At 70.8% G+C, this 19,293-nt stretch carries 17 protein-coding genes; 9 read left to right on the top strand and 8 right to left on the bottom strand.

What is annotated here, in order from left to right; translation table 11 throughout:
* The first annotated feature begins 85 nt into the window (after positions 1-85).
* Together FV229_RS03440 and FV229_RS03445 are read left to right on the top strand one after the other, a co-directional pair.
* Positions 86-616 (top strand): F0F1 ATP synthase subunit B', encoded by a 531-nt coding sequence (locus tag FV229_RS03440; RefSeq protein ID WP_238270850.1) that lies wholly within the window; start codon positions 86-88, stop codon positions 614-616.
* A 19-nt stretch (positions 617-635) separates the two neighbouring features.
* Complete coding sequence (locus FV229_RS03445; protein WP_187275048.1) at positions 636-1,121, top strand: ATP F0F1 synthase subunit B; 486 nt, start codon at positions 636-638, stop codon at positions 1,119-1,121.
* 205 nt (positions 1,122-1,326) lie between these two features.
* Here FV229_RS03445 and FV229_RS03450 read toward each other — a convergent pair whose 3' ends face one another.
* The 5 genes from FV229_RS03450 to ggt all read right to left on the bottom strand — a co-directional run bounded on the left by FV229_RS03450 (position 1,327) and on the right by ggt (position 7,192).
* Positions 1,327-2,520: a site-specific DNA-methyltransferase gene (locus FV229_RS03450; RefSeq protein WP_147750604.1), complete on the bottom strand. Its 1,194-nt coding sequence runs from the start codon at positions 2,518-2,520 to the stop codon at positions 1,327-1,329.
* 319 nt (positions 2,521-2,839) lie between these two features.
* Complete coding sequence (locus FV229_RS03455) at positions 2,840-3,562, bottom strand: DUF4142 domain-containing protein (RefSeq protein WP_147750605.1); 723 nt, start codon at positions 3,560-3,562, stop codon at positions 2,840-2,842.
* Positions 3,563-3,919: 357 nt separating this feature from the next.
* Positions 3,920-4,981: a Holliday junction branch migration DNA helicase RuvB gene (gene ruvB, locus FV229_RS03460; RefSeq protein WP_147750606.1), complete on the bottom strand. Its 1,062-nt coding sequence runs from the start codon at positions 4,979-4,981 to the stop codon at positions 3,920-3,922.
* A gap of 85 nt (positions 4,982-5,066) precedes the next feature.
* Entirely contained in the window at positions 5,067-5,381 is a 315-nt protein-coding gene (locus tag FV229_RS03465) for a hypothetical protein (RefSeq protein WP_147750607.1), read from the bottom strand.
* A 113-nt stretch (positions 5,382-5,494) separates the two neighbouring features.
* Positions 5,495-7,192: a gamma-glutamyltransferase gene (gene ggt, locus FV229_RS03470; protein ID WP_210246580.1), complete on the bottom strand. Its 1,698-nt coding sequence runs from the start codon at positions 7,190-7,192 to the stop codon at positions 5,495-5,497.
* 314 nt (positions 7,193-7,506) lie between these two features.
* Here ggt and FV229_RS03475 point away from each other — a divergent pair, with 314 nt between their 5' ends.
* The 3 genes from FV229_RS03475 to FV229_RS03485 are packed head-to-tail and all read left to right on the top strand — an operon-like array spanning position 7,507 to position 9,997.
* A complete protein-coding gene (locus FV229_RS03475; protein WP_147750609.1) occupies positions 7,507-7,926 on the top strand; it encodes an FKBP-type peptidyl-prolyl cis-trans isomerase in 420 nt (139 codons plus the stop codon).
* Positions 7,927-7,962: 36 nt separating this feature from the next.
* On the top strand, positions 7,963-9,378 hold the full coding sequence (locus FV229_RS03480) for a Wadjet anti-phage system protein JetA family protein (protein WP_147750610.1): 1,416 nt from the start codon (positions 7,963-7,965) through the stop codon (positions 9,376-9,378).
* The gene (locus FV229_RS03485; RefSeq protein ID WP_147750611.1) at positions 9,371-9,997 is read left to right on the top strand and encodes a DUF4194 domain-containing protein; all 627 of its coding nucleotides are present in this window, start codon (positions 9,371-9,373) and stop codon (positions 9,995-9,997) included. The genes FV229_RS03480 and FV229_RS03485 overlap by 8 nt, the downstream gene beginning before the upstream one ends.
* A gap of 3 nt (positions 9,998-10,000) precedes the next feature.
* Here the strand turns inward: FV229_RS03485 and FV229_RS03490 are convergent, their stop codons facing one another.
* Positions 10,001-10,729 (bottom strand): sialate O-acetylesterase, encoded by a 729-nt coding sequence (locus FV229_RS03490; protein ID WP_187275046.1) that lies wholly within the window; start codon positions 10,727-10,729, stop codon positions 10,001-10,003.
* A gap of 295 nt (positions 10,730-11,024) precedes the next feature.
* Here FV229_RS03490 and FV229_RS03495 point away from each other — a divergent pair, with 295 nt between their 5' ends.
* The gene (locus FV229_RS03495; RefSeq protein ID WP_147750613.1) at positions 11,025-14,465 is read left to right on the top strand and encodes an SbcC/MukB-like Walker B domain-containing protein; all 3,441 of its coding nucleotides are present in this window, start codon (positions 11,025-11,027) and stop codon (positions 14,463-14,465) included.
* Between the two features lie 250 nt (positions 14,466-14,715).
* On the opposite strand, the gene FV229_RS03500 is transcribed toward FV229_RS03495, so the two are convergent.
* Positions 14,716-14,931 (bottom strand): hypothetical protein, encoded by a 216-nt coding sequence (locus FV229_RS03500; RefSeq protein WP_147750614.1) that lies wholly within the window; start codon positions 14,929-14,931, stop codon positions 14,716-14,718.
* Positions 14,932-15,355: 424 nt separating this feature from the next.
* Here FV229_RS03500 and FV229_RS03505 point away from each other — a divergent pair, with 424 nt between their 5' ends.
* From FV229_RS03505 to FV229_RS03515, 3 genes are read left to right on the top strand one after another with little or no spacing between them, the layout of a single operon-like run.
* Positions 15,356-16,522, top strand: coding sequence for a trypsin-like peptidase domain-containing protein (locus FV229_RS03505; protein ID WP_147750615.1), 1,167 nt, complete (start codon positions 15,356-15,358; stop codon positions 16,520-16,522).
* Positions 16,519-16,800, top strand: a complete 282-nt coding sequence (locus FV229_RS03510; RefSeq protein ID WP_246688030.1) for a hypothetical protein — start codon at positions 16,519-16,521, stop codon at positions 16,798-16,800. The genes FV229_RS03505 and FV229_RS03510 overlap by 4 nt, the downstream gene beginning before the upstream one ends.
* A gap of 4 nt (positions 16,801-16,804) precedes the next feature.
* On the top strand, positions 16,805-17,515 hold the full coding sequence (locus tag FV229_RS03515) for a DnaJ domain-containing protein (RefSeq protein WP_147750616.1): 711 nt from the start codon (positions 16,805-16,807) through the stop codon (positions 17,513-17,515).
* Between the two features lie 144 nt (positions 17,516-17,659).
* Here FV229_RS03515 and FV229_RS03520 read toward each other — a convergent pair whose 3' ends face one another.
* A complete protein-coding gene (locus FV229_RS03520) occupies positions 17,660-19,144 on the bottom strand; it encodes a D-alanyl-D-alanine carboxypeptidase (RefSeq protein WP_147750617.1) in 1,485 nt (494 codons plus the stop codon).
* Between the last annotated feature and the right edge of the window lie 149 nt (positions 19,145-19,293).

The following is a 19,293-nucleotide window of genomic DNA, read 5'->3' on the forward strand; positions in this document are numbered from 1 at the left end:
GCTCGATTTCTTCCAAGGTCATACGGACGGGGCCATGGCGCAGCCGAATTCCCTCACCACACCGCCTCCCGGTTCCGACGTCCACATGGTGCCGGCCGGCGCCCCGGAGCCGGTGCATTCCGCTGCGTTCCCGCCCTTCGAGACCCACACCTTCCTGGCGCAGCTGATCTGGCTCGCCCTCGCCTTCGGCCTGCTCTACTGGCTGATGGCCAACATCGCCCTCCCGCGCATCCAGGGCATCCTGCACGACCGCTCCGCGCGACTCGCCGCCGACCTCGACCAGGCGCAGGCGATGAAGGCCGAGGCCGACGCCGCCGGCGAGGCCTACGCCAAGTCGCTGCGCGACGCGCAGGGCAAGGCCCGCGAGATCGCCCAGGGCACCCGCAACGACCTTGCCGCCGCCGCCGAGACCAAGCGAAAGGCGCTCGAGGCCGAGCTCAACCAGAAGATCGCAGCCTCCGAGGCGACGATCCAGAGCCGGACCCAGGAAGCCATGGGTAACGTGCGCTCCATCGCCAGCGAGACCGCCTCGGCGATCGTCGAGCGGCTGACGGGCCAGGCGCCGGACCAGGCCAGCCTCGACCGCGCCCTCGATTCCACCGCGACCGCGCACTGAGACGGAAGAACCCATCATGTTGATGACAGCGGAATTCTGGGTTGCCGTCGCGTTCGTCATTTTCATGGCGATCGTCTGGAAGGTCGGCGGCTTCGGGATCATGACCAAGGGCCTCGACGGCCGCGCCACCCGCGTCCGCCACGAGCTCGACGAGGCCAAGCGCCTGCGCGAGGAGGCGGCCGCCGTGCTCGCCGACTACAAGCGTCGCCGCACGGAAGCGGAGCGCGAGGCCGAGACGATCATCTCGAGCGCCCGCGAGGAAGCCGAGCGCGCCGCAGCCGAAGGCCGCCAGCGCCTCGACGACTTCATCGCCCGCCGCACCAAGTCGGCCGAGACCAAGATCGCCCAGGCCGAGGCGAAGGCCCAGGCCGAAGTCCGCGCCGCCGCGGCCGACGCCGCGGTGAAGGTCTCCGAGACGATCCTGCGCGAGCGCATGCAGGGCGACGCCGCCCAGGCGCTGGTGCGTTCCAGCCTCGGCGAGATCCGGACCCGCATGCGGGCGTAAGCGCCGCATCACCGTGACGAACGGATCAAGCCGCCTTCGGGCGGCTTTTTCGTGTGCTTTCCAATGTGCGGAAGTCGTTCGAGCAGGCTTGTGCGTCGTTCGACGCCAGCGCAGTCGGACGCCCCCGCCGTTCGAGGAAGGGGCGTGCGACTGCGGGCTTAACTGACAAGACGACGATGAGTGGTGGGCGCCAGGCGCGGGTGGTTCAGCCTGCCGCGCCCATCACCGCGCGCAGCTTCGCGCGGTAGGTGTCGATGACCACGAGCTTACCGGCGCGCTCGGCGTGCCAGAACGTCCAGCCGTTGCAGGCGGGCAGGCCCTGGACCAGGGCCCCGACCTTGTGGATCGAGCCGATGGCGACGCCGACGTCGAGCTGGCCGTCCGGACGCACGGTCGCCTTGAAGCGGCGGCGCTCGTCGGTGAGCACGTCGCCGGCCTTGAGGTGCCCGGCCTCGACCACGGAGAGGAACGGCACCCGCGGCTCGGCGCGCTTGGTCGGCGCGACGAGGAGCGCAGCCCGCGACAGCGGCACGACCGCGTCGATGCGCCGACGCGCGGCCTCCGCGTAGACCTCTTCGCGCTCGCAGCCGATGAAGCGGCGGCCTAGCAGCTTGGCCACGGCGCCGGTGGTGCCGGTGCCGAAGAACGGGTCGAGCACCACGTCGCCGGGGTTAGTCGCCGAGAGCAGCGTGCGCGCCAGCAGCGCCTCGGGCTTCTGGGTCGGGTGGACCTTGTTGCCGTCGGCACCCTTGAGGCGCTCGTCCCCGGTGCAGAGCGGAATGAACCAGTCCGAGCGCATCTGGAGGTCTTCGTTCCCCCCTTTGAGCGCGTCGTAGTGGAAGGTGTAGCCTTTCGATTCGGCGGAGCGGGAGGCCCAGATCAGGGTCTCGTGCGCGTTGGTGAAGCGCTTGCCGCGGAAGTTCGGCATCGGGTTGGCCTTGCGCCAGACGATGTCGTTGAGGATCCAGAAACCAAGATCCTGCAGCGCGCTGCCGACGCGGAAGATGTTGTGGTACGAGCCGATGACCCACAGGGTGGCGTTCGGCTTCATCACCCGGCGGCAGGCGGTGAGCCAATCGCGGGTGAAGCTGTCGTAGCTGGCGAAGCTTGCAAACTTGTCCCAGTCGTCGTCGACGGCGTCGACCCGGCTCTGGTCCGGCCGCATCAGCGAGGCGTCGCCGAGCTGCAGGTTGTAGGGCGGGTCCGCGAAGACGCAATCGACAGAGGATGCCGGCAGGCGGTTCATCGCCTCGATGCAGTCGCCGACGAGGATCTCGTCGAGGGGAAGGCGCTGGACGGCGGGTACGAGACCCATCCGTGGTGCCGACGAAGCGCGCCCGGTACGCGAGACAAGTTTCCGGGCGGCGGCGTCGGCAACCACGGTACGCGGGGAAGCCATGGCAAACACCGGTTACGCGACTGACAGGCAGACTATGCCCCCGTTAAGGTAAAGGTCGGGTTTCCAATTTGCGGAACTTCATGTCCCGGTTTGGGGCTGGCTCTGCTTGCAAGCTCTCCGATCTGGTCGCCGTGCGTTGCGTTCACACGGATTTAACCTTTGCCGCCGGCGCGGTTTGCCTGGTCGACTCCGAACGCAATCCGCCCCGGCCGGAGCCGACACGGAGTGCGCAACGAAGTGATCGCAGCGTTGCAACTTCAGACATGGAAAAGGCCGCCCCTCCCGGGGCGGCCCTTTCATTCGGCAATCTAAAAAGAAATCACCCGCCGATGCGGTTGGCGAGGGTGGCCGAGTGGCCGTGCTCGTCGGCGATGTAGGGCAGCGCCTCATTGGCGAACTGGCGGCCTGCGGCGTTGTCGCCGTTGCGCGAGTAGGTCTCGTAGAGTGCCAGGGTGCGGGCGTCCGAGCGGGCCTGCTGGTCGATGTAGGTGCGGTCGAAGTCACGGCCGTTGCGGGCCGACTTCAGGCGCTCGATCCGGTTCTGGCCGTTCGGGCCGATCGCGACGCGGCGACCGGGCTCGGTCGGGCTGTTGTCGATGATGCCGACGCCGCCGAGCACGCCGCCGACGATGCTGGTGCCGAGGTTGGCGGCGATGGTCACCGGGGCGAGCACGAGGCCGACCGGGTTGTCGATGCGGGTGTCGAAGCCCTGGCGATCGGAGACGACGGTGCCGCCGCTGCTCAGCGACGTGCCCTCGGGCAGCAGCGCCTTGGTGGTGGCCTCACGCTCGGTGATCACGCGGTTGGCGTAGTTGCGGACCCGAGGGTTGCGCGAACGCTCCAGGGCGATGCGGCTCGACTCGATGCTGACGGCGTCCGAGCGAAGCGCCTCGGCGCGGAACTCGGGGGTGTCGGTGCCGGCGGCGCCGACGCCGCGCTCGAACGGCGAGACGCGGATCGGAAGGGCGTCCTGCGCGAATGCGGGGGCGGTCAGCGCGGCGAGCGAGAGGCCGAGCACGGCGAGGGTGGCGGTACGCTTCATAGGATGACGATCCTTTTTGTGGTTCGCCGGCACGTCGAGGCGCCAGGGCGATTGCCGGCACAACAACCTGCGTGTTCGCCTGTTCCGCACCTGCGAAGCTTAAAGCCAAGCTTGCGACGCATATCAGCCTACAGAGTTCGCCGTTCGCGAGCTTGTGAGAGGAGTGGCGGAACCCTGATTAATCGTTCTAACAGGATGACTTATGCGAGAACCGGGGGCTTCGCCTGCTTGCCCTACCTACCTGATTCAATGCATTCAATGCATAGCTGCGAGTGGTAGACGACATGCGAGCCCTCTGCTGGATGGTCTCAGTTCCCGGCAAACCGCACGGCGGTCGCGCAAGCGCGGAGGAAAACCCTACGCCTCGGGCTCGGCGTCGGTGAAGAGGCCGACCTGGGTGATCGGATCACGCTTCGGCACGGGAAACCCCATGTGCTCGAAGGCGCGCCGGGTCAGCACCCGTCCGCGTGGCGTGCGCTGCACGAAGCCCTGCTGGAGCAGGTAGGGTTCGATGATGTCCTCGATCGCATCGCGGGGCTCGGAAAGCGCGGCGGCGATGGTCTCGATCCCCACGGGGTTGCCGCCGAACGAGACCGCCAGCAGGGTCAGGTACTTGCGGTCCATCACGTCGAGGCCGACCGGGTCGACGTCGAGCAGCTTCAGCGCCCTGTCTGCGATCGCGCGCGTCACGGTCGGCGCCTCGGCGACCACGGCGAAGTCGCGCACCCGGCGCAGCAGGCGGCCGGCGATGCGCGGCGTGCCGCGGGCGCGTCGCGCGATCTCGTTGGCGCCGTCGTCCGACATGCCGAGCCCGAGCACGCGCGCACCGCGGGAGACGATGAGCTGAAGCTCGTCGATGTCGTAGAACTCGAGCCGGATCGGAATGCCGAAGCGGTCGCGCAGCGGCGTCGTCAGCAGGCCGGCGCGGGTGGTGGCGCCCACCAGCGTGAACTTCGGCAGCTCGATCTTCACGGAGCGGGCGGCCGGCCCCTCGCCGATGATCAGGTCGAGCTGGTAATCCTCCATCGCGGGATAGAGGATCTCCTCCACAGCCGGGTTGAGACGGTGGATCTCGTCGATGAAGAGCACGTCGCGCTCTTCGAGGTTGGTGAGCTGGGCCGCGAGGTCTCCGGCCTTGGCGATCACCGGCCCCGACGTCGAGCGGAAGTTCACCCCGAGCTCGCGCGCGACGATCTGCGCCAGCGTGGTCTTGCCCAGGCCCGGCGGCCCGACGAACAGGACGTGGTCGAGCGCCTGGCCGGTCATCTTCGCGGCCTGGATGAAGACCTCCATGTTGGCGCGCGCCGCCCGCTGGCCGATGAACTCGGACAGGCTCAGCGGACGGATGGTCTGATCGACGTCGTCGGCCCGCTTCTCCGGGTCGAGGATCGCGCTGGTCAGGGGTTTCGGCTTACTCATGGAGCCTCGGCTGGGGATGCGATCCTCCTAACCCGCGGCCGGCGCGATGTCTAAGCGCGGCGGCCGCTCGCCAGGTCGTCCCCTCTTATCGCTTCCGACGGCGCCACCACGCGACGAGGTCGGCCCAGGTCGCCTCGATCCAGCGGGCGGACCTTTCGAGCGGCACCTTCAGCCCGGGCACGTCCTGTGCAAGCAGCGCGAGGCCGAGCGGCAGCATCCACAAGCCCAGCACCGGCAGGATCGAGAAGATCCCGCCGAGGATGAACAGCAGCGCGGCCCCGACCCGCAGCCACACCCGCGACGGCTCGCGCAGCCAATCGACCATGCGCCGCAAGGGATCGGGCAGTTTCTCGGAGAAGCGCGAGACGCGCGCGTCCAAATCGTCCCGTGTCGGTTCCATCACCCAGGAACGCACAAGGCGTGAAAACGACGACTCGTTTTTTGGTCAGCGCGGGCGGGACGGCGGGATTCATCGCTGCTCGCCCATCGAAGCCTGCAAAAACGGACGCCCAATCAGTAGCCCAACGCCAACCCCGTGTTCCGCCGCGGGTCGTTCGCCCCGTAGAACCGGTTCGCCCCGACGGCCTTGCCGCCCAGCACCGGCGCGCCGATCAGGATCGTAGCGAGGTGGTTGGCCGGCTGCGAGCCGGCGAAGTGGTGGCCCATGCCCTCCAGGATCTTGCGGGTGTCCGGCGAGAGCGCGAACCGCTCCACGTTGGTCACGTCCGGCATCCACTGGTTGTGGATGCGGGGCGCGTCGGCGGCCTCCTGCACGTTCATGCCGTAATCGACGACGTTGAGGATGCTTTGCAGCACGACCGTCGGGATGCGGCTGCCGCCCGGCGTCCCGGTGACGAGGACCGGCTTGCCGTCCTTCGAGACGATGGTCGGGCTCATCGAGCTGAGCGGCGTCTTGCCAGGCGCGATGGCGTTGGCCTTGCCCTGCACCAGGCCGTAGATGTTGGGCACCCCGACCTTGGCGGTGAAGTCGTCCATCTCGTCGTTGAGCAGCACGCCGGTGCCCGGCACGGTGATGCGTGCGCCGAACCAGTCGTTGAGGGTGTAGGTCACCGACACGGCGTTTCCGGCGCCGTCGACGATCGAATAATGCGTCGTGTTGCTGCCCTCGTGCGGGGCGACGCCCGGCCTTAGCGCGCTCGACACCCCGGCCTTGGCCGGGTCGATCGCGGCGCGGATGGTGGCGGCGTAGGCCTTGTCGGTGAGGCGCCGCGTCGGGTTGTCGACGAAGTCTGGGTCGCCGAGGTAGCTGTTGCGGTCGACGTAGGCGTGGCGCATCGCCTCGATCTCGTAGTGGATCGCCTGCGCGGAGCCCCAGCCGAGTTCCCCGAGGGGATAGCCTTCGAGGATGTTCAGCATCTCGCAGATGACGACGCCGCCCGAGCTCGGCGGCGGCGCCGAGATCACGCGATAGCAGCGATAGTCGCATTCCACCGGCGCCATCTCGCGGGTGCGGTAGCGGTCGAGGTCGGCCTGGACGATGAGCCCCTTGCCGGCCTGGCTCGAGGCGACGATCGCGTCGCCTACGCGGCCCGCGTAGAAGCCCGCCGGACCTTGCTCGGCGATGGCGCGCAGCGTACCCGCGAGGTCCGGCTGCACCAGCTTTCCGCCCGCCTGGAACGACGCGCCCGCATCGAGGAAGATCGCGGCGGAGGCCGGGTCCTTGCGCAGGTCGGGGCTCGCGATCGCGAACATGTCGGCATCGCCCTGCTTGAGCACGAAGCCGCCCTCGGCGTAGGCGATGGCCGGCGCGATCAGGTCGGCCCGCGACATCGTCCCGTACTTCTCGCGCGCCGTCTCCAGGCCCGAGACGGTGCCGGGCACCGCGACGGCGAGCGGACCGCTGACGCTCAAGCCCTTGATGACGTTGCCGTCCTTGTCGAGGTACATGTCGCGGGTCGCGGCCAGCGGCGCCTTCTCGCGGAAGTCGAGGAAGGTCCGGCGCCCGTCGGCGAGCTGAACGGTCATGAAGCCGCCGCCGCCGAGGTTGCCAGCGGCCGGGTAGACCACCGCCAGCGCGTAGCCGACGGCGACCGCCGCATCGATGGCGTTGCCGCCGCGCTTCAGCACGTCGACGCCGACCTGCGTCGCGAGGTGCTGCGCGGTGACGACCATGCCGTGCTCGGCGACCGCCGGTGCGACGGAGGCGGCGCTGGCGGGCTCGGCCGCCGTCGCGAACGTCAGCAGCGCCATCGCGGCCACCGCGCGACGCCCCCGGGGCGATGTCCGATCGGTGGTGGCCTTCGTTCCGTCCGTTTGATCCAAGCGCATCGTCGCTCCGAGCCGTCATGGTGAAGGTGGCATGGACGGCGAAGGCCGGCTCCCCGTCAACCGGGGCTGTACAAGTTCGGGCTACGGATCGCGTCCGCCGTCTCGCACGCCGCGTTCCGCGACTTCGATCCGCGCTGGGCTTGGAGAAACGGCTCCCGCTGGCCTCGGCCCCGCGCCACCTGTTAAGAGGCCCATCGACGGGCGGCCCGCCAGAGGCTCGCCCCGACGGAGGAACGATGCCTCGCTTTATTCTCCCCATCGCCGGAGCCGTGCTGATCGCCATGACCGCTGCCGCCAACGCCGACTACACCACCCTCCCCTCCGGCCTGAAGTATCAGGATGAAGTCGTGGGCGCCGGCCCCGAGCCGAAGGCCGGCCAGAAGGTGACCGTGCAGTACACCGGCTGGCTCGACGACGCCGGCAAGAAGGGCAAGAAGTTCGATTCCTCGCGGGACCGCAACCAGCCCTTCACCTTCACCCTCGGCGCCGGCCAGGTGATCCAGGGTTGGGACCTCGGCGTCGCCACGATGAAGCAGGGCGGCAAGCGCACCCTGGTGATCCCGGCCGAGCTCGGCTACGGCGCCCGCGGCGCCGGCGGCATCATCCCACCCGGCGCGACGCTGATCTTCGACGTCGAGCTGCTCGGCGCGAAGTAAGGCAGACGGCTCGGCGGCGGGAAAGGTCGGCCCAGAATGCTGTTCGCGCAGCTTCCCGACGACCTGTTCCGGCCGCTGGCCTCGCCGAGCCGCGCGTTCAACGCGGCGCTGCTGCTGCACCTGCACCGGAAGGTGATGGGCACCAGCCCCGACCCGGTGCGCAAGGCGGAGCTGCTGGCCGCCATCGGCGACTTCTCCGCCGAGTGGGCGCTCGATCAGCAATCCGACGACGAGCCGGTGCCCATCGATCCGATCGAGCGCCGCTCGGCCCTTTTTCGGCGCTTCCTCGAGACCGGCTGGCTGATCGAGCGGCGCGAGCGCTACGTGCCGGTGGTCGACTTCGACCCGGAGGCGCGGCTCCTGCTCGAGGAGCTGTCGCGGATGGAGCGCGGCGAGACCCGCTCCTACGGCGCCGCCATCCTCGACGTGCTCGGCAGCCTGGAGAGTGCGATTGCCAACCCGGCCGACCGCTCGGAGGCGCTCGGCAATGCGGCGCGCGCGGCGCAGGCCTTCCTCGGCCACGTGCGGGGGCTGGCCGGCGCGATGCGCAAGATCGAGGAGCGCATCCTCTACGAGGAGGACATGCGCGCGGCCTTCCGCCTCTACTTCGAGGACTTCGTCGAGCGCCACCTGATCAGCGACTACCGGACGCTGAACACCCGCTACAACCCGTTCCGCTTCCGCTCGGCCATCGTGCGGGAGGCCGGACGCGCGCTTCGCGACCCGCTGCTGATCCGGGCGCTGGCCGAGGCGATCCTGCGCGAGGGCCGGGCGGCGGAGCTGCGCACCGCCGAGCGCGGGGTGCGCGCCGACCTCACCCAGATCCTGTCGATCTTCGAAGGACTCGACCGGCACCTCGACGCCGTCGACGACGTGGTCGCGCGGATGGAACGCCGGATCGCGGCCGCCGTGCGCTACATGGACCGGCCGGATTCGGCGGGCATCGAGCGCACCGCGGCGGCGCTCCGCGCGGTCGGCGCGGCCGCGGGCGCGCCGGACGTGGCGCCGGCGATCTCGCTCCTGCGGCCGCCGATCGGCACGCCGCACCTGTCGATCCCGCGCGGGCGCAAGGCGCCGATCGAGCTGGAGGCGCTGCCGGATTTCGAGATCAATCCGGCGATCGAGGCCTTCGTCGAGGCGAAGGCCGCCTACCGCCGGCGCACCACCGTGACGGCGGAAACGATGACCGCCTTCCTCGACCGCCATCTCGGATTGGACGGGACTCTGCGCGGCTCGGCGATCGCGGTGGCCGACGTCGACACCTTCGTGGTGTTCCAGCGCCTGCGCGAGATCGACGTACTGTTCGAGGGCGCGCTCGGCGTCCGTTACGCCGTGTCCCGGGTGGAGGGGCGTCTCTCGAACGGGTGGCTCGATTGCCCCGACTTCGTCATCCGCCGCACCTCTAGCGATCGGCATGCGGGCGACCGACCCGCAGGGAATCGGCATGCTTGAGCCGTTCCGCGCCATCGTCGACGGCGAGGAGACGCCGCCGCCCGGCGCCCGTGCGCCCGACGTGGAGGAGCTGACCCGGGCGCTCGCGGTGCTGCTGAAGGGCCAGGTGATCTATTCGAACACCCCCGGCATCGGCCGCAGCTACGAGCTCGCCCGGCACTATGCGCCGTTCTTCACCGACTACTTCGCCTGCCTCGGCTACGCGCTGACCGTTTCCCACCGCGACCAGATGGTTTCGCTGACCCTCGCGCCGGACGGGCCGCGCCACGACATCGTCGCCGAGCGCCTGCGCAAGGACGAGACCCTGGTGCTGCTGGCGTTGCGCCTGATCTACGAGGAGGGCCTGCGCGACCACCGCGTTTCCACAGACGGCCTGGTCGAGGCCACCACCGACGACGTCACCGAGCGCATCCGCACCGCAGCCCGCAGCGACCCGCCGGAGGAGACGCGGCTGACCGAGATCCTCCGTCTCGTCGCCCGCCGCGGCGGCCTGCGGCTGGGCGAGCGCGACCGGGCCGAGCGCGTCACCCCGGTGAGCGTGCTGCCCGGCATCCTCGTGCTTGCCTCCGACGCGTGGCTCGACCGGCTTCGCGCGTGGTCGGAGGCGGGCGAGGCGTAAGGGTCAGGGACGCGCCGCGTGCGGTGCGGGGCTGAGCGTACGCAGGGCCTCGAAGTAGCGCCGCCCGAGGATACGCTGCGAGGCGGCATCGAAGTGGATCCTGTCGTTCGGGTTGCCGGCGAGTCCGTCCGCGGAAACGTTGATCGTCAGCGCGACGGTGTCGGCAAGGTGCGCGAGCGCGTCGAGGATCGCGAGCCGTGCCGGGCTCGACGTCACCCAGTCCGGCTCGAAACCGCCCGTCACGAACGGCACCTGGCGCGCGCCGCCGATGCGGGCGCGGAACGCGGCGACGGTGCGGGCGAGCCGGGCGGCGTAGTCCGGACCGGACAAGGCGCCGGCGTCGGCCTCGCCCTGATGCCAGAGAATCGCGGCGAGACACGCGTTCGGCGCCGCGGCGAGTGCGGCCCGTGTCCGCCGCACAGCGCCCTCGAACAGGTCGTCGCCGGGGTTCCAGTGGCCGTTGGCGAAGCCGGTCCCGCCGACGGCCGCGGGTACGAGGAGGATGCGGCGGCCAGGCGGGCGCGCGGCGATGTAGGCGCGGGCGAAGCTCAACCCCAGGCCGACCCGCCCCGAGGCCGGGCCGGGATGCAGGAGCGGATCGGTCGCTGGCACGATCCGGCCTCGGATGCCGGCCTGGCTCCATTGGACGATGCGGGGATCGAGCGTGCCGTCGAGGATCGCGTCGAAGCCGAGGCCGAACCCGACCATGTTCGACTGTCCGGCGAGCAGCACCACGTCGGTACCCCGGCCCCGATCGGTCGACCTGCACACGGCCGCCGCCGCGGGCGACGCCAGCGCGAGGCCGACGAGAGACCAAAGACCGAGCTTCGAGGCCCAACGAGAACCCGTCCGATGCACCCTCGATGTCATGGTCGCCGTGCCCGCACCCTCGGAAGCGAGGGACCTTCGGTCCCGCTCTACACCGAAAACCGGTGCCGGCGCCGTCGTGCGTGGTGCGGGCGCCCTTGCGTCTGCCCGCGCGGTTGGCCAACTGGGCGCCCCCTCATCCCGATCGGACCCGCCCCCGGTGTACCGCCTCACCGACATCGCCCTTTCAAACTGGTACCTCATCCGGCGCGAGCAGATCCGGATTCGGGGCGCGGCGGCGCTCGTCGGGCCGACGGGGGCCGGCAAATCGACGATCTTCGATGCGGTCGGCACGGTGCTCGCCGGCAACAACGCAAGCCGGCTCGCCCTGAACGCCTCGGCCTCGGGCCGCAGCGCGCGCACCGTGCGCGACTATTGCCTCGGCTGGATCAGCGACCCGGCCGAGGGCGGCCGCCCGACGCGCGAGGCCTGCGAGACCGTCATCGCCCTGGTGTTCGAGAACGCGGAGACCGGGCGCACGGTCTCGTTCGGGCTGGCTCTGGCAGCGCGCGCGAGCGACCAGAAGGAGGAGGTGCTCTCCCGCTTCATCGCCACCGGCCACCGCTTAGAGATCGGCGACTACCTCCGCACCAATTCCGAGGGCAGCTTCACCGCGCCCTGGACCGAGATCGCCAAGGACCTGCGGGTGCGCGCCGAGCGCTTCGAGGAGTTCCGCTCGTCGGGCGAGCGCTTCACGGCGGAAGTGCTGGCGACGCTTCGCGAAGGCGCGCCCGCGCCTGACCCGCGCCACTTCCTGCGCACGTTCTCGAACGCCGTCGCGTTCAAGCCGATCTTCGATTCGAGCGCCTTCGTGCGCAGCTTCGTCCTCGATCCTGAACCGCTCGACGTCGCCCGCGTCCGGCAATCGGTGGAGAACTGGCGCCGCCTGCTGGAGACGATCGAGGAGCTGGAGGTCAAGCTCGCGCGGCTGAAACGCCTCGCCGGGCGCTACGAATCCTGGGCCGACGCGGTGCTCGCCTCCGGCATCCACGAGGCCCGCGCGGCGACCGCCGAACTGCGTCGCCGCTGCCACGACCTCGTCGCCGTGCGGACCAAGCTCCGGGCCGGGACCGAGGCCCTGCGCATCGCCCGCGAGAGCGTCGGCACGAGCCGCGGCTTCGTCCGCGACATCGACGGGGAGATCGCCGAGAAGAAGGCCCTCGTCGTCGGCGGGGCGACCGACGGGCGCCTGGCCGCCTCGACCATCGGCCTATCGATGCTGGAGCGCGACCGGCGGGACCTAGCGGCCCGCGTCGCCGACCTCGTCGGCCTCGTCGGACAGATGGGCAAGCTCCAGGCGGTCGCGCCGGTGTTGCGCCAGGTGGCGCCGCAGGCGGCGCGCCTCGCCGAGGCCTGCGCCCGCTCGGGGCTGCGCCGCGAGGCGCCGCCCGAGGAGACCTTGCGCCTCGACGGCCCGTTGGCCGACCTGATCGAGGGCCTGCTTCGCCTCCCCGAGTTCGACGAGGCCCTCGACCGGGCCGCCGAGGACACGGCGCTGAAGGCGCGCGCGCAGGAAAGCGAGGCCGAGCGCACGGCCCCTGCGCCCGCGTCCGGGCACGCCGCGCGACTCTCGTCCGACACGGTCGCCTTCCGGATGGAGCTGGCGCGCCGCAACATCGACGCGGTGCCGGTCTGCGAGCTTGCCGAGATCGTCGATCCGCATTGGGGGCCGGCGCTCGAAGGCCTGCTCGGCCGGGCGCGCGAGGCGCTGGTGGTCGCCCCCGATCGCCTGGAAGAAGCGCTGGGCGTGCTTCAGGGCAACCGCGACCGCTTCAGCCGCTGCATCCTGGTGAAGACCACCGACACCGCCGGCCAGCGCGCGCGGCGCTTCGACGACGGGCCGCTCTCGGTGATCGAGACCGACGACCCCCACGCCGCCGCCTTCCTCGGCGTGCGGCTCGGCGGCTACGACCTCGCACGCGACGACGCCGAGCTGCGCCGGATGAGCCGCGCGGTGGCGCCGAGCGGGCGCACCACCGCGGGCATGGCCTACTCGGTCACCCGTTCGGTCGACCTGCTGATGACCCGGGGCCAGCGCGGGCCCACCGCCGAAAGCCGGCGCAACCACGAGATCGCCGTCACGGAAGCCAAGCGCCTGCGCGGCGAGGCCGTGGTCCTGCGCGAGGCGGCGCGGACGGCGGCGGCGATCCGGGCGCGGATCGCCCGCGGCGTCGAGGATTGCGACGCCCTGCGGGAGGAGATCGACGGGATCGAAGGCCGCAAGCGTACCCTTGCCACCGAGCGCGAGGCGATCGAGAAGCGCGGCATCGCCGGGCTCGCCGAGGAAATCAAGGCGCTCACCGCCGAGCGCATCGCGTATCTGCGTGAGCTGTCCGAGGTGCTGGAGCCGAAGCTCGACGGCCTGCTTGCGGAGGAGGCCGGCCTGCGGGCGCGGCTCGGGGCCGGGCGCGAGGCGGCGCGGGCCGCCTTCGCCGCTCGGCGGAGCAGCCTGCACCGGCTCGCCAACGGGGACGCCCTGCGCATCCGCATGGTGCGCGGCCAGGTGTTCTCGGCGGCCCCTGTCCACGCGATCCGAAGCGAGCTGTCCGGGCTGGAGGCGAAGGCGATCTCGGCCGCGGCGTCGGCCGAGCGCGGCCTCGCGCAGGAGGCGGCCGAGAGCGCCCGCTCACACGGACGCGCGGCGGAGCGGGATCTGGCGGAGTATTGCGCCCAGTGGCGGATCGACAACCCGCTCGGGCGCGGCGACGGCAATCGCGGCGATCAGCCGGCGACCCTGGGCTACGCCTGGGTCCGGCGCGAGCACGACGAGGTCGAGGGCCACGAGCTGCGCCGCTACCGCGCCCAGGCCGAGCGCGCCACCGACGAGATGCGCCGGCTGATGACCGAGGACCTGCTGACGCGGCTGGCCGACAAGTTCGAGCGCGTCCGCGCCCGCCTCGACGCCCTCAACGAGCGGCTCTCGACCCAGCGCTTCACCGGCCAGACCTACGCCTTCGAGGCGACCGTCGATCGCCGCTACGCCGCCGTGCACGCCTTGGCGACCGAGGTGGCGCGCTCGCCCGACGCCGCGCAGGCGCTGCTGCCCGACGACGGCGAGGGTCCGATGGCGGCGGCTTTGGCGGAGGTCACCGCCCTGATCTCGGGGGCCGAGGACGCGGCGCGGCTCGCCGACTACCGCAACTACTTCGTCTACGAGATCGGGATGCGGGACGGGGCCGGCAACCGCACGACGATGTCGAGCCGGGCGCTGCGCGGATCGGGCGGCGAGGCGCAGGCGCCGTTCTACGTGGCGATCGCCGCCTCGCTCGCCAGCGCCTACTATCCCGGCGACCGGCCGGGCGACGAGAATCCCGGCTTCGGCCTATGCCTGCTCGACGAGGCGTTCTCGAAGCTCGACGTGCGCAACAGCCAAGCGCTGGTCGACCTCTATGCGGCGTGGGGGCTGCAACTGCTGATCGCCGCCCCGGAGGACAAGCGCACGACGCTGACCGAGGTGATGGACACCATCGTCACCGTCTACAAGAGCCCGGACCTCGCCTCGGTGCGGATCGAATCCGAGCACCCGCTGGAGGCGGCCAAGCGTGCCCTGCACGCGATCAATCCGGAGCGATACGACGACGATCGCGATGCGGCCGAATAGGTGGCGCGGTGCGAATTAGGCACCGCCGGCACGAGAACGATCGGGAGAACGTCCGGCCAGCGGTGCCAGCCAGACGAGAGGGGGGAACTCATCAAGCCGGCTTCAACTTAAAATAAGCAAGCCCAGCCGGCATTCACATTTGTCAAAACGGCGCCGACAAAACGCGCCGTCGTCCCACTTATCCACCGGCCGCCCTCCCCGCCCCCTCGTCGTGAAGGTGGAGGGCCGGAGAGGCGGGTCGCACAGGGGCTCAGTTGAGGTAGGTGCGGATCCAGTTCGGCGACAGGATCTCGCCCTCCTCCGTGATGATCCAGGGCTGCTTGGCCGGGTCGGTCAGCGCGCCGGCTGCGGCGGCGATCGCCTCGCGCAGGGTGCCGTAGCGCTCGGGCTGCGCCAGCGGCGAGGTCGCCGGCAGGGTGCGCCAGATCGTCAGGTCGGCGGGTCGTTCGAGAGCCTCGGTTTCCATCTCACTCTTTTCCTTCCGAAACGGCATCGTCCGTTCAGGCGTCCGCGGCCGACGCGAGGGTCGGCTGACCAGGAACACACCGTATTCATTCGAAAAACGAAGCATCTCTAAGGCAGCTTCACGATCATTGCGGCATCCTGGTCAGAAACCGGTCATGATTGCGTCGCAAATCGTTCGCGTCTCCTTGCCCACCAGAAGTGGCAGATCAGACGCGGACACCTCGGAACTTCGTCTTGTCTTCCCGAAACTGTGGTCTCGAGGAATGACCATTCCGTTAGCGTCTCCGCCGCGCCGCGACGGTGCGGCGCCACACCTTGACCATTCCCGTGCAAGAACGTTGAAGCGCACAGGCTGAATGCCACGTTAAGGGCCGCGCGCAGGTCTGCCCCGCGTCTGCGCCCGCCTGCCGGAGAGGTCGCCCATCGTGCCGGATCGTTTCGTGCGCCTCGTGCTGGCGGCCGTCCTAGTGCTGCTGACGCTGTTCGTCGCCCAGCCCTACGTCACCGCATTCCTGTTCTCGCGCGAGGTCCCCCGCGCGATCACCGCCCGCGGCGACCTCGCGCCGGCGGAGGCGACGACGGTGGCGCTGTTCGAGCGGGCGAGTCCCTCAGTCGTCCACGTCTTCGCGCAGGGCGCGGCCCGCGGCGCCGACCTGATGAGCCTCGACGACGAATCCGAGCAGGGCCAAGCGGGCGGTCAAGGGGGCGGCCAGGGCGGTTCCGGCAACACCCAGACCGGGACCGGCTTCGTCTGGGACGCCGGCGGCCACGTCGTCACCAACAACCACGTCGTGCAGGCGGCGATCCAGTCGGGCGGGCCGATCTCGGTCCGGCTGTCCTCGGGCGAGGTCGTGACGGCGACGGTGGTCGGCGCCGCGCCGGCCTACGACCTCGCGGTGCTGCGCCTCGGGCGCGTCGCCAAGGCGCCGCCGCCGCTGGCCGTCGGCACATCGGCCGACCTCAAGGTCGGCCAGTCGACCTTCGCCATCGGCAACCCGTTCGGCCTCGACCACACGCTGACCACCGGCGTGATCAGCGCCCTGCAGCGGCGTCTGCCGACGAGCGAGGGGCGCGAGCTGTCCGGGGTGATCCAGACCGATGCGGCGATCAATCCCGGCAATTCCGGTGGGCCGCTGCTCGATTCCGCCGGGCGGCTGATCGGGGTCAACACCGCGATCTTCTCGCCGTCCGGCGCCAGCGCCGGCATCGGCTTCGCGGTGCCGGTGGACGTGGTGAACCGCGTCGTGCCGGACCTGATCCGCAACGGGCGTGTGCGCAATCCCGGCGTCGGCATCATCGCCGGGCAGGAGGCCACAGCCGCCCGGCTCGGCATCGACGGCGTCGTGGTCCTGCGCGTGCTGCGCGGATCGCCAGCCGCGAGCACGGGCTTGCGCGGCGTCGACCCGCAGACCGGCACGGTCGGCGACGTCATCGTCGGCGTCGGCGACCGCCCGGTGCATCGCCTCGCCGACCTTACCGCGGCGATCGAGGCGGCGGGCCTGGGCCAGCCGATCGACCTCGCGGTCGAGCGGGACGGGCGCGTCCGCCGCGTGCGCATCACGACGGCGGACGTCGCGGAGAACCGGCCATGATCCATCCTCGCCTGCTCGTCGTCGGCTTCGCGGCCGGCCTCTGTACGGCCCCTTCCCTGCCCGCCCAGGCCACCCAGCGGCAGGCCATCGAGCGACAAGCCCGCCCGCGGCTCTGCCCGGAGGATGCGCCCGAAGGTGTGCGCCTGCCGCCGCAGCCCGGCTGCGGATCGCGCGAGGTCCCCGCCTCGAGGCGCGAGACCGGGTTCCACGAGATTCTGCCGGGAACGGGCATCCGCGTCGGCGGACGCGCGAGCTCCACCTTCGACATGCGGCGCTGACGCGATGCTGCTCGCCCTCGGTCTTCTGGCGTGTTCCGGCTTGTGGTGGCTCGGCCGCAACGGCGGCAGGCTCGGCCCACGGCTCACGCCGCGGCTGATCCGGCGAGCGGGCGCGTGGGTTGCGCTCGCGCTCGCCGCCATCCTGATGCTGCGCGGCCAGCTCGGCCCCGCCCTCGTCCTCGGGCTCGGTGCCGTCTGGCTGCTCGACGGGCCGGAGACGCTGGGCGCCCGACTGAAACGCTGGGTTTCGTCCGTGACGCCGTCGCCGCGACGGCACCGGACGGCCCGCATCGACTTCGTCGTGGGCGACGACGGCAAGGTCGGCGACGGCATCCTGCGCGGCGGGCCGCTCGGAGGGCGGCGGCTCGAGAGCCTGGGGCTCGCCGACCTCCGCGCCGTGCTGGCGGTCTGCCGCGTCCAGGACCCCGCCGCGGTGGTTCCGCTAGAGGCGTATCTCGACCGCAGGCACGCCGGCTGGCGTGTAGACGCTGAGCGCGATGGCCACCCGCGGCCGGGCCGCCCGGCGCAGCCAGGGGCGATGACGCAGGACGAGGCCTATCAGATCCTGGGGCTTGAGCGCGGGGCGACCCCAGAGGCCGTCCGCACGGCTCACCGGACGCTGATGAAGCGGGCCCACCCCGACCAGGGGGGAAGCGCCGAGGGGGCGGCCCGCGTCAACGCGGCCCGCGACAGGCTGACGAACCGACATCGCTGATACTCCACGCGCGTTGCCAGGGGTACGGGACGGCTTTCGCCGAGGGCGGGATCCGCCGTCGGCGCGAGGCACGATCGTCACGGCGAAGGCCGTTGATCGTAGAGCGTCACGGTCGAACGGACCGCGATGGCATCGGGAAAGAGATCAGCTGCGGGTGGCGAAGCAGCTGAAGCCGCTGCGCTTCAGGGTGGAGCAGGCATCCTGCGCCGCGTCCTGCTCCTGGAAGCCGGAGAAGCGGGCGCGGTAGAGCGTGGCGCCACTGTGCTCGACCTTGACCGTGTAGGGGGCGGCCTTCGAGAGGCTGCCGCCGCCCTTCACCTTGGCGTCGGCGAGCATCGCCTTGGCCTTGCCCTCGTCGTCCATGGCGCCGAGCTGGATCACCCAGGCCGTCGGCACGATCTTCGGGCCGAGGACGGGCTTGGGTGCCTCGGTGCGGGCGACCGGGCCGTCGGCCGAGGCGATGCGCTGGTCGGACTTGCGCGCGCCGGGGAACGCGGCCTGCGCGGTCGAGGGGGCGGCGTAGGCCTGCGCCGCCTTCGGCAGCGCGCCGGGCTTGAACGCGCCGGCGCTGCCGGGGGTCGCGGTCGAGCGGCGGGGCGAGATGTCGAGGGGCTGGGTGGCATCGGTCGAGTTCGTAGTCTCGACCTCGTCGTCCTCGGCTGAGGCGAGCTGTGTCCGGGTGCGCGAGACCGCGTCGGCGACGACCGCCGGGCGGGCGCGCTCGGCGACCTCGACGGTCGGCGGCGCCTGCCGGGCGCCGGCATAGGCCCGCGGTAGGCTCCCCCGGACGAGGTCGGCCATGATCCGGTCGCGGCTGGCGCCCGACTTGCCGCCGAGCACGATCGCGACGATCTGGCGGTCGTCAGACTTGGCAGCGGTCATCAGGTTGAAGCCGGAATCGCGAGTGTATCCGGTCTTGATGCCGTCCACGCCCTCGACGTTGCCGAGCAGGTGGTTGTGGTTGCCGATGGTCCGGCCGCGGAAGGCGAAGGACCGGGTCTGGAAGTAGCGGTAGTAGCGCGGGAAGCGATCCTGGATCGCGCGGGCGAGCACCGTCAAGTCGCGGGCGGTGGTGATCTGCTCGGCATCGGGCAGGCCAGAGGCGTTGGCGTAATGCGTGCGGCTCATGCCGAGCGCATGGGCCTTGGCGGTCATCAGCTCGGCGAAGCGCTCCTCGGACCCGGCGATGTTCTCGCCGATGGCGCAGGCCACGTCGTTGGCCGACTTCGTGACGATCGCCTTGATTGCGTCCTCGACGGCGATGGTCTGGCCGGGGCGCAGGCCGAGCTTGGACGGCGCCTGCGCTGCGGCGTGGGCCGAAATCGTCAGCTCGGAATCGAGCGCGAAACGCCCCTTCTCCATCTGCTCGAACAGCATGTAGAGGGTCATGACCTTGGTGATCGAGGCCGGATGCCGGAGGGCGTCCTCGTTCACCGCATGCAGCGTGCGGCCAGACTTCACGTCGACCACCATCGCGGCGTAGGGCGGGTTGTAGCCGCCACCCGGGCGGACGTGGCGACCGTGGCGGCGCGCCTCGGCGGGCGAGGCCATCGCGGTCAGCACCGCGGCGGCGGCGAGCGCGGCCGACAGGGCGGGCAGGGTCCGAGAGCGACGGGAAACGCTACGCATCACGACTCATTGCCCTCGACAGACCGGTCGCGACCGGTTTGCATCGCACCATTCAGCTTAGGACGCGCCCGAGGCGTGGCCCGATCGCGTCTGTCAAACACGCTACGGTGATGCAGTTACGGCGCGGTTAATGGGGTCGCCGCAGTTTG

This window comes from Methylobacterium sp. WL120 (genome assembly GCF_008039465.1).
In the GTDB taxonomy this organism is placed as follows: domain Bacteria; phylum Pseudomonadota; class Alphaproteobacteria; order Rhizobiales; family Beijerinckiaceae; genus Methylobacterium; species Methylobacterium cerastii.

What these genes read in the sequence shown, in the direction of transcription:
- FV229_RS03440 (WP_238270850.1), top strand. Translation starts at nt 86, where the DNA reads ATGGTGCCGGCCGGCGCCCCGGAGCCGGTGCATTCCGCTGCGTTCCCG.
- FV229_RS03450 (WP_147750604.1), bottom strand. Translation starts at nt 2,520, where the DNA reads ATGGCTTCCCCGCGTACCGTGGTTGCCGACGCCGCCGCCCGGAAACTT.
- FV229_RS03455 (WP_147750605.1), bottom strand. Translation starts at nt 3,562, where the DNA reads ATGAAGCGTACCGCCACCCTCGCCGTGCTCGGCCTCTCGCTCGCCGCG.
- ruvB (WP_147750606.1), bottom strand. Translation starts at nt 4,981, where the DNA reads ATGAGTAAGCCGAAACCCCTGACCAGCGCGATCCTCGACCCGGAGAAG.
- FV229_RS03465 (WP_147750607.1), bottom strand. Translation starts at nt 5,381, where the DNA reads ATGGAACCGACACGGGACGATTTGGACGCGCGCGTCTCGCGCTTCTCC.
- ggt (WP_210246580.1), bottom strand. Translation starts at nt 7,192, where the DNA reads ATGGCGCTGCTGACGTTCGCGACGGCGGCCGAGCCCGCCAGCGCCGCC.
- FV229_RS03475 (WP_147750609.1), top strand. Translation starts at nt 7,507, where the DNA reads ATGCCTCGCTTTATTCTCCCCATCGCCGGAGCCGTGCTGATCGCCATG.
- FV229_RS03480 (WP_147750610.1), top strand. Translation starts at nt 7,963, where the DNA reads ATGCTGTTCGCGCAGCTTCCCGACGACCTGTTCCGGCCGCTGGCCTCG.
- FV229_RS03485 (WP_147750611.1), top strand. Translation starts at nt 9,371, where the DNA reads ATGCTTGAGCCGTTCCGCGCCATCGTCGACGGCGAGGAGACGCCGCCG.
- FV229_RS03500 (WP_147750614.1), bottom strand. Translation starts at nt 14,931, where the DNA reads ATGGAAACCGAGGCTCTCGAACGACCCGCCGACCTGACGATCTGGCGC.
- FV229_RS03510 (WP_246688030.1), top strand. Translation starts at nt 16,519, where the DNA reads ATGATCCATCCTCGCCTGCTCGTCGTCGGCTTCGCGGCCGGCCTCTGT.
- FV229_RS03515 (WP_147750616.1), top strand. Translation starts at nt 16,805, where the DNA reads ATGCTGCTCGCCCTCGGTCTTCTGGCGTGTTCCGGCTTGTGGTGGCTC.
- FV229_RS03520 (WP_147750617.1), bottom strand. Translation starts at nt 19,144, where the DNA reads ATGCGTAGCGTTTCCCGTCGCTCTCGGACCCTGCCCGCCCTGTCGGCC.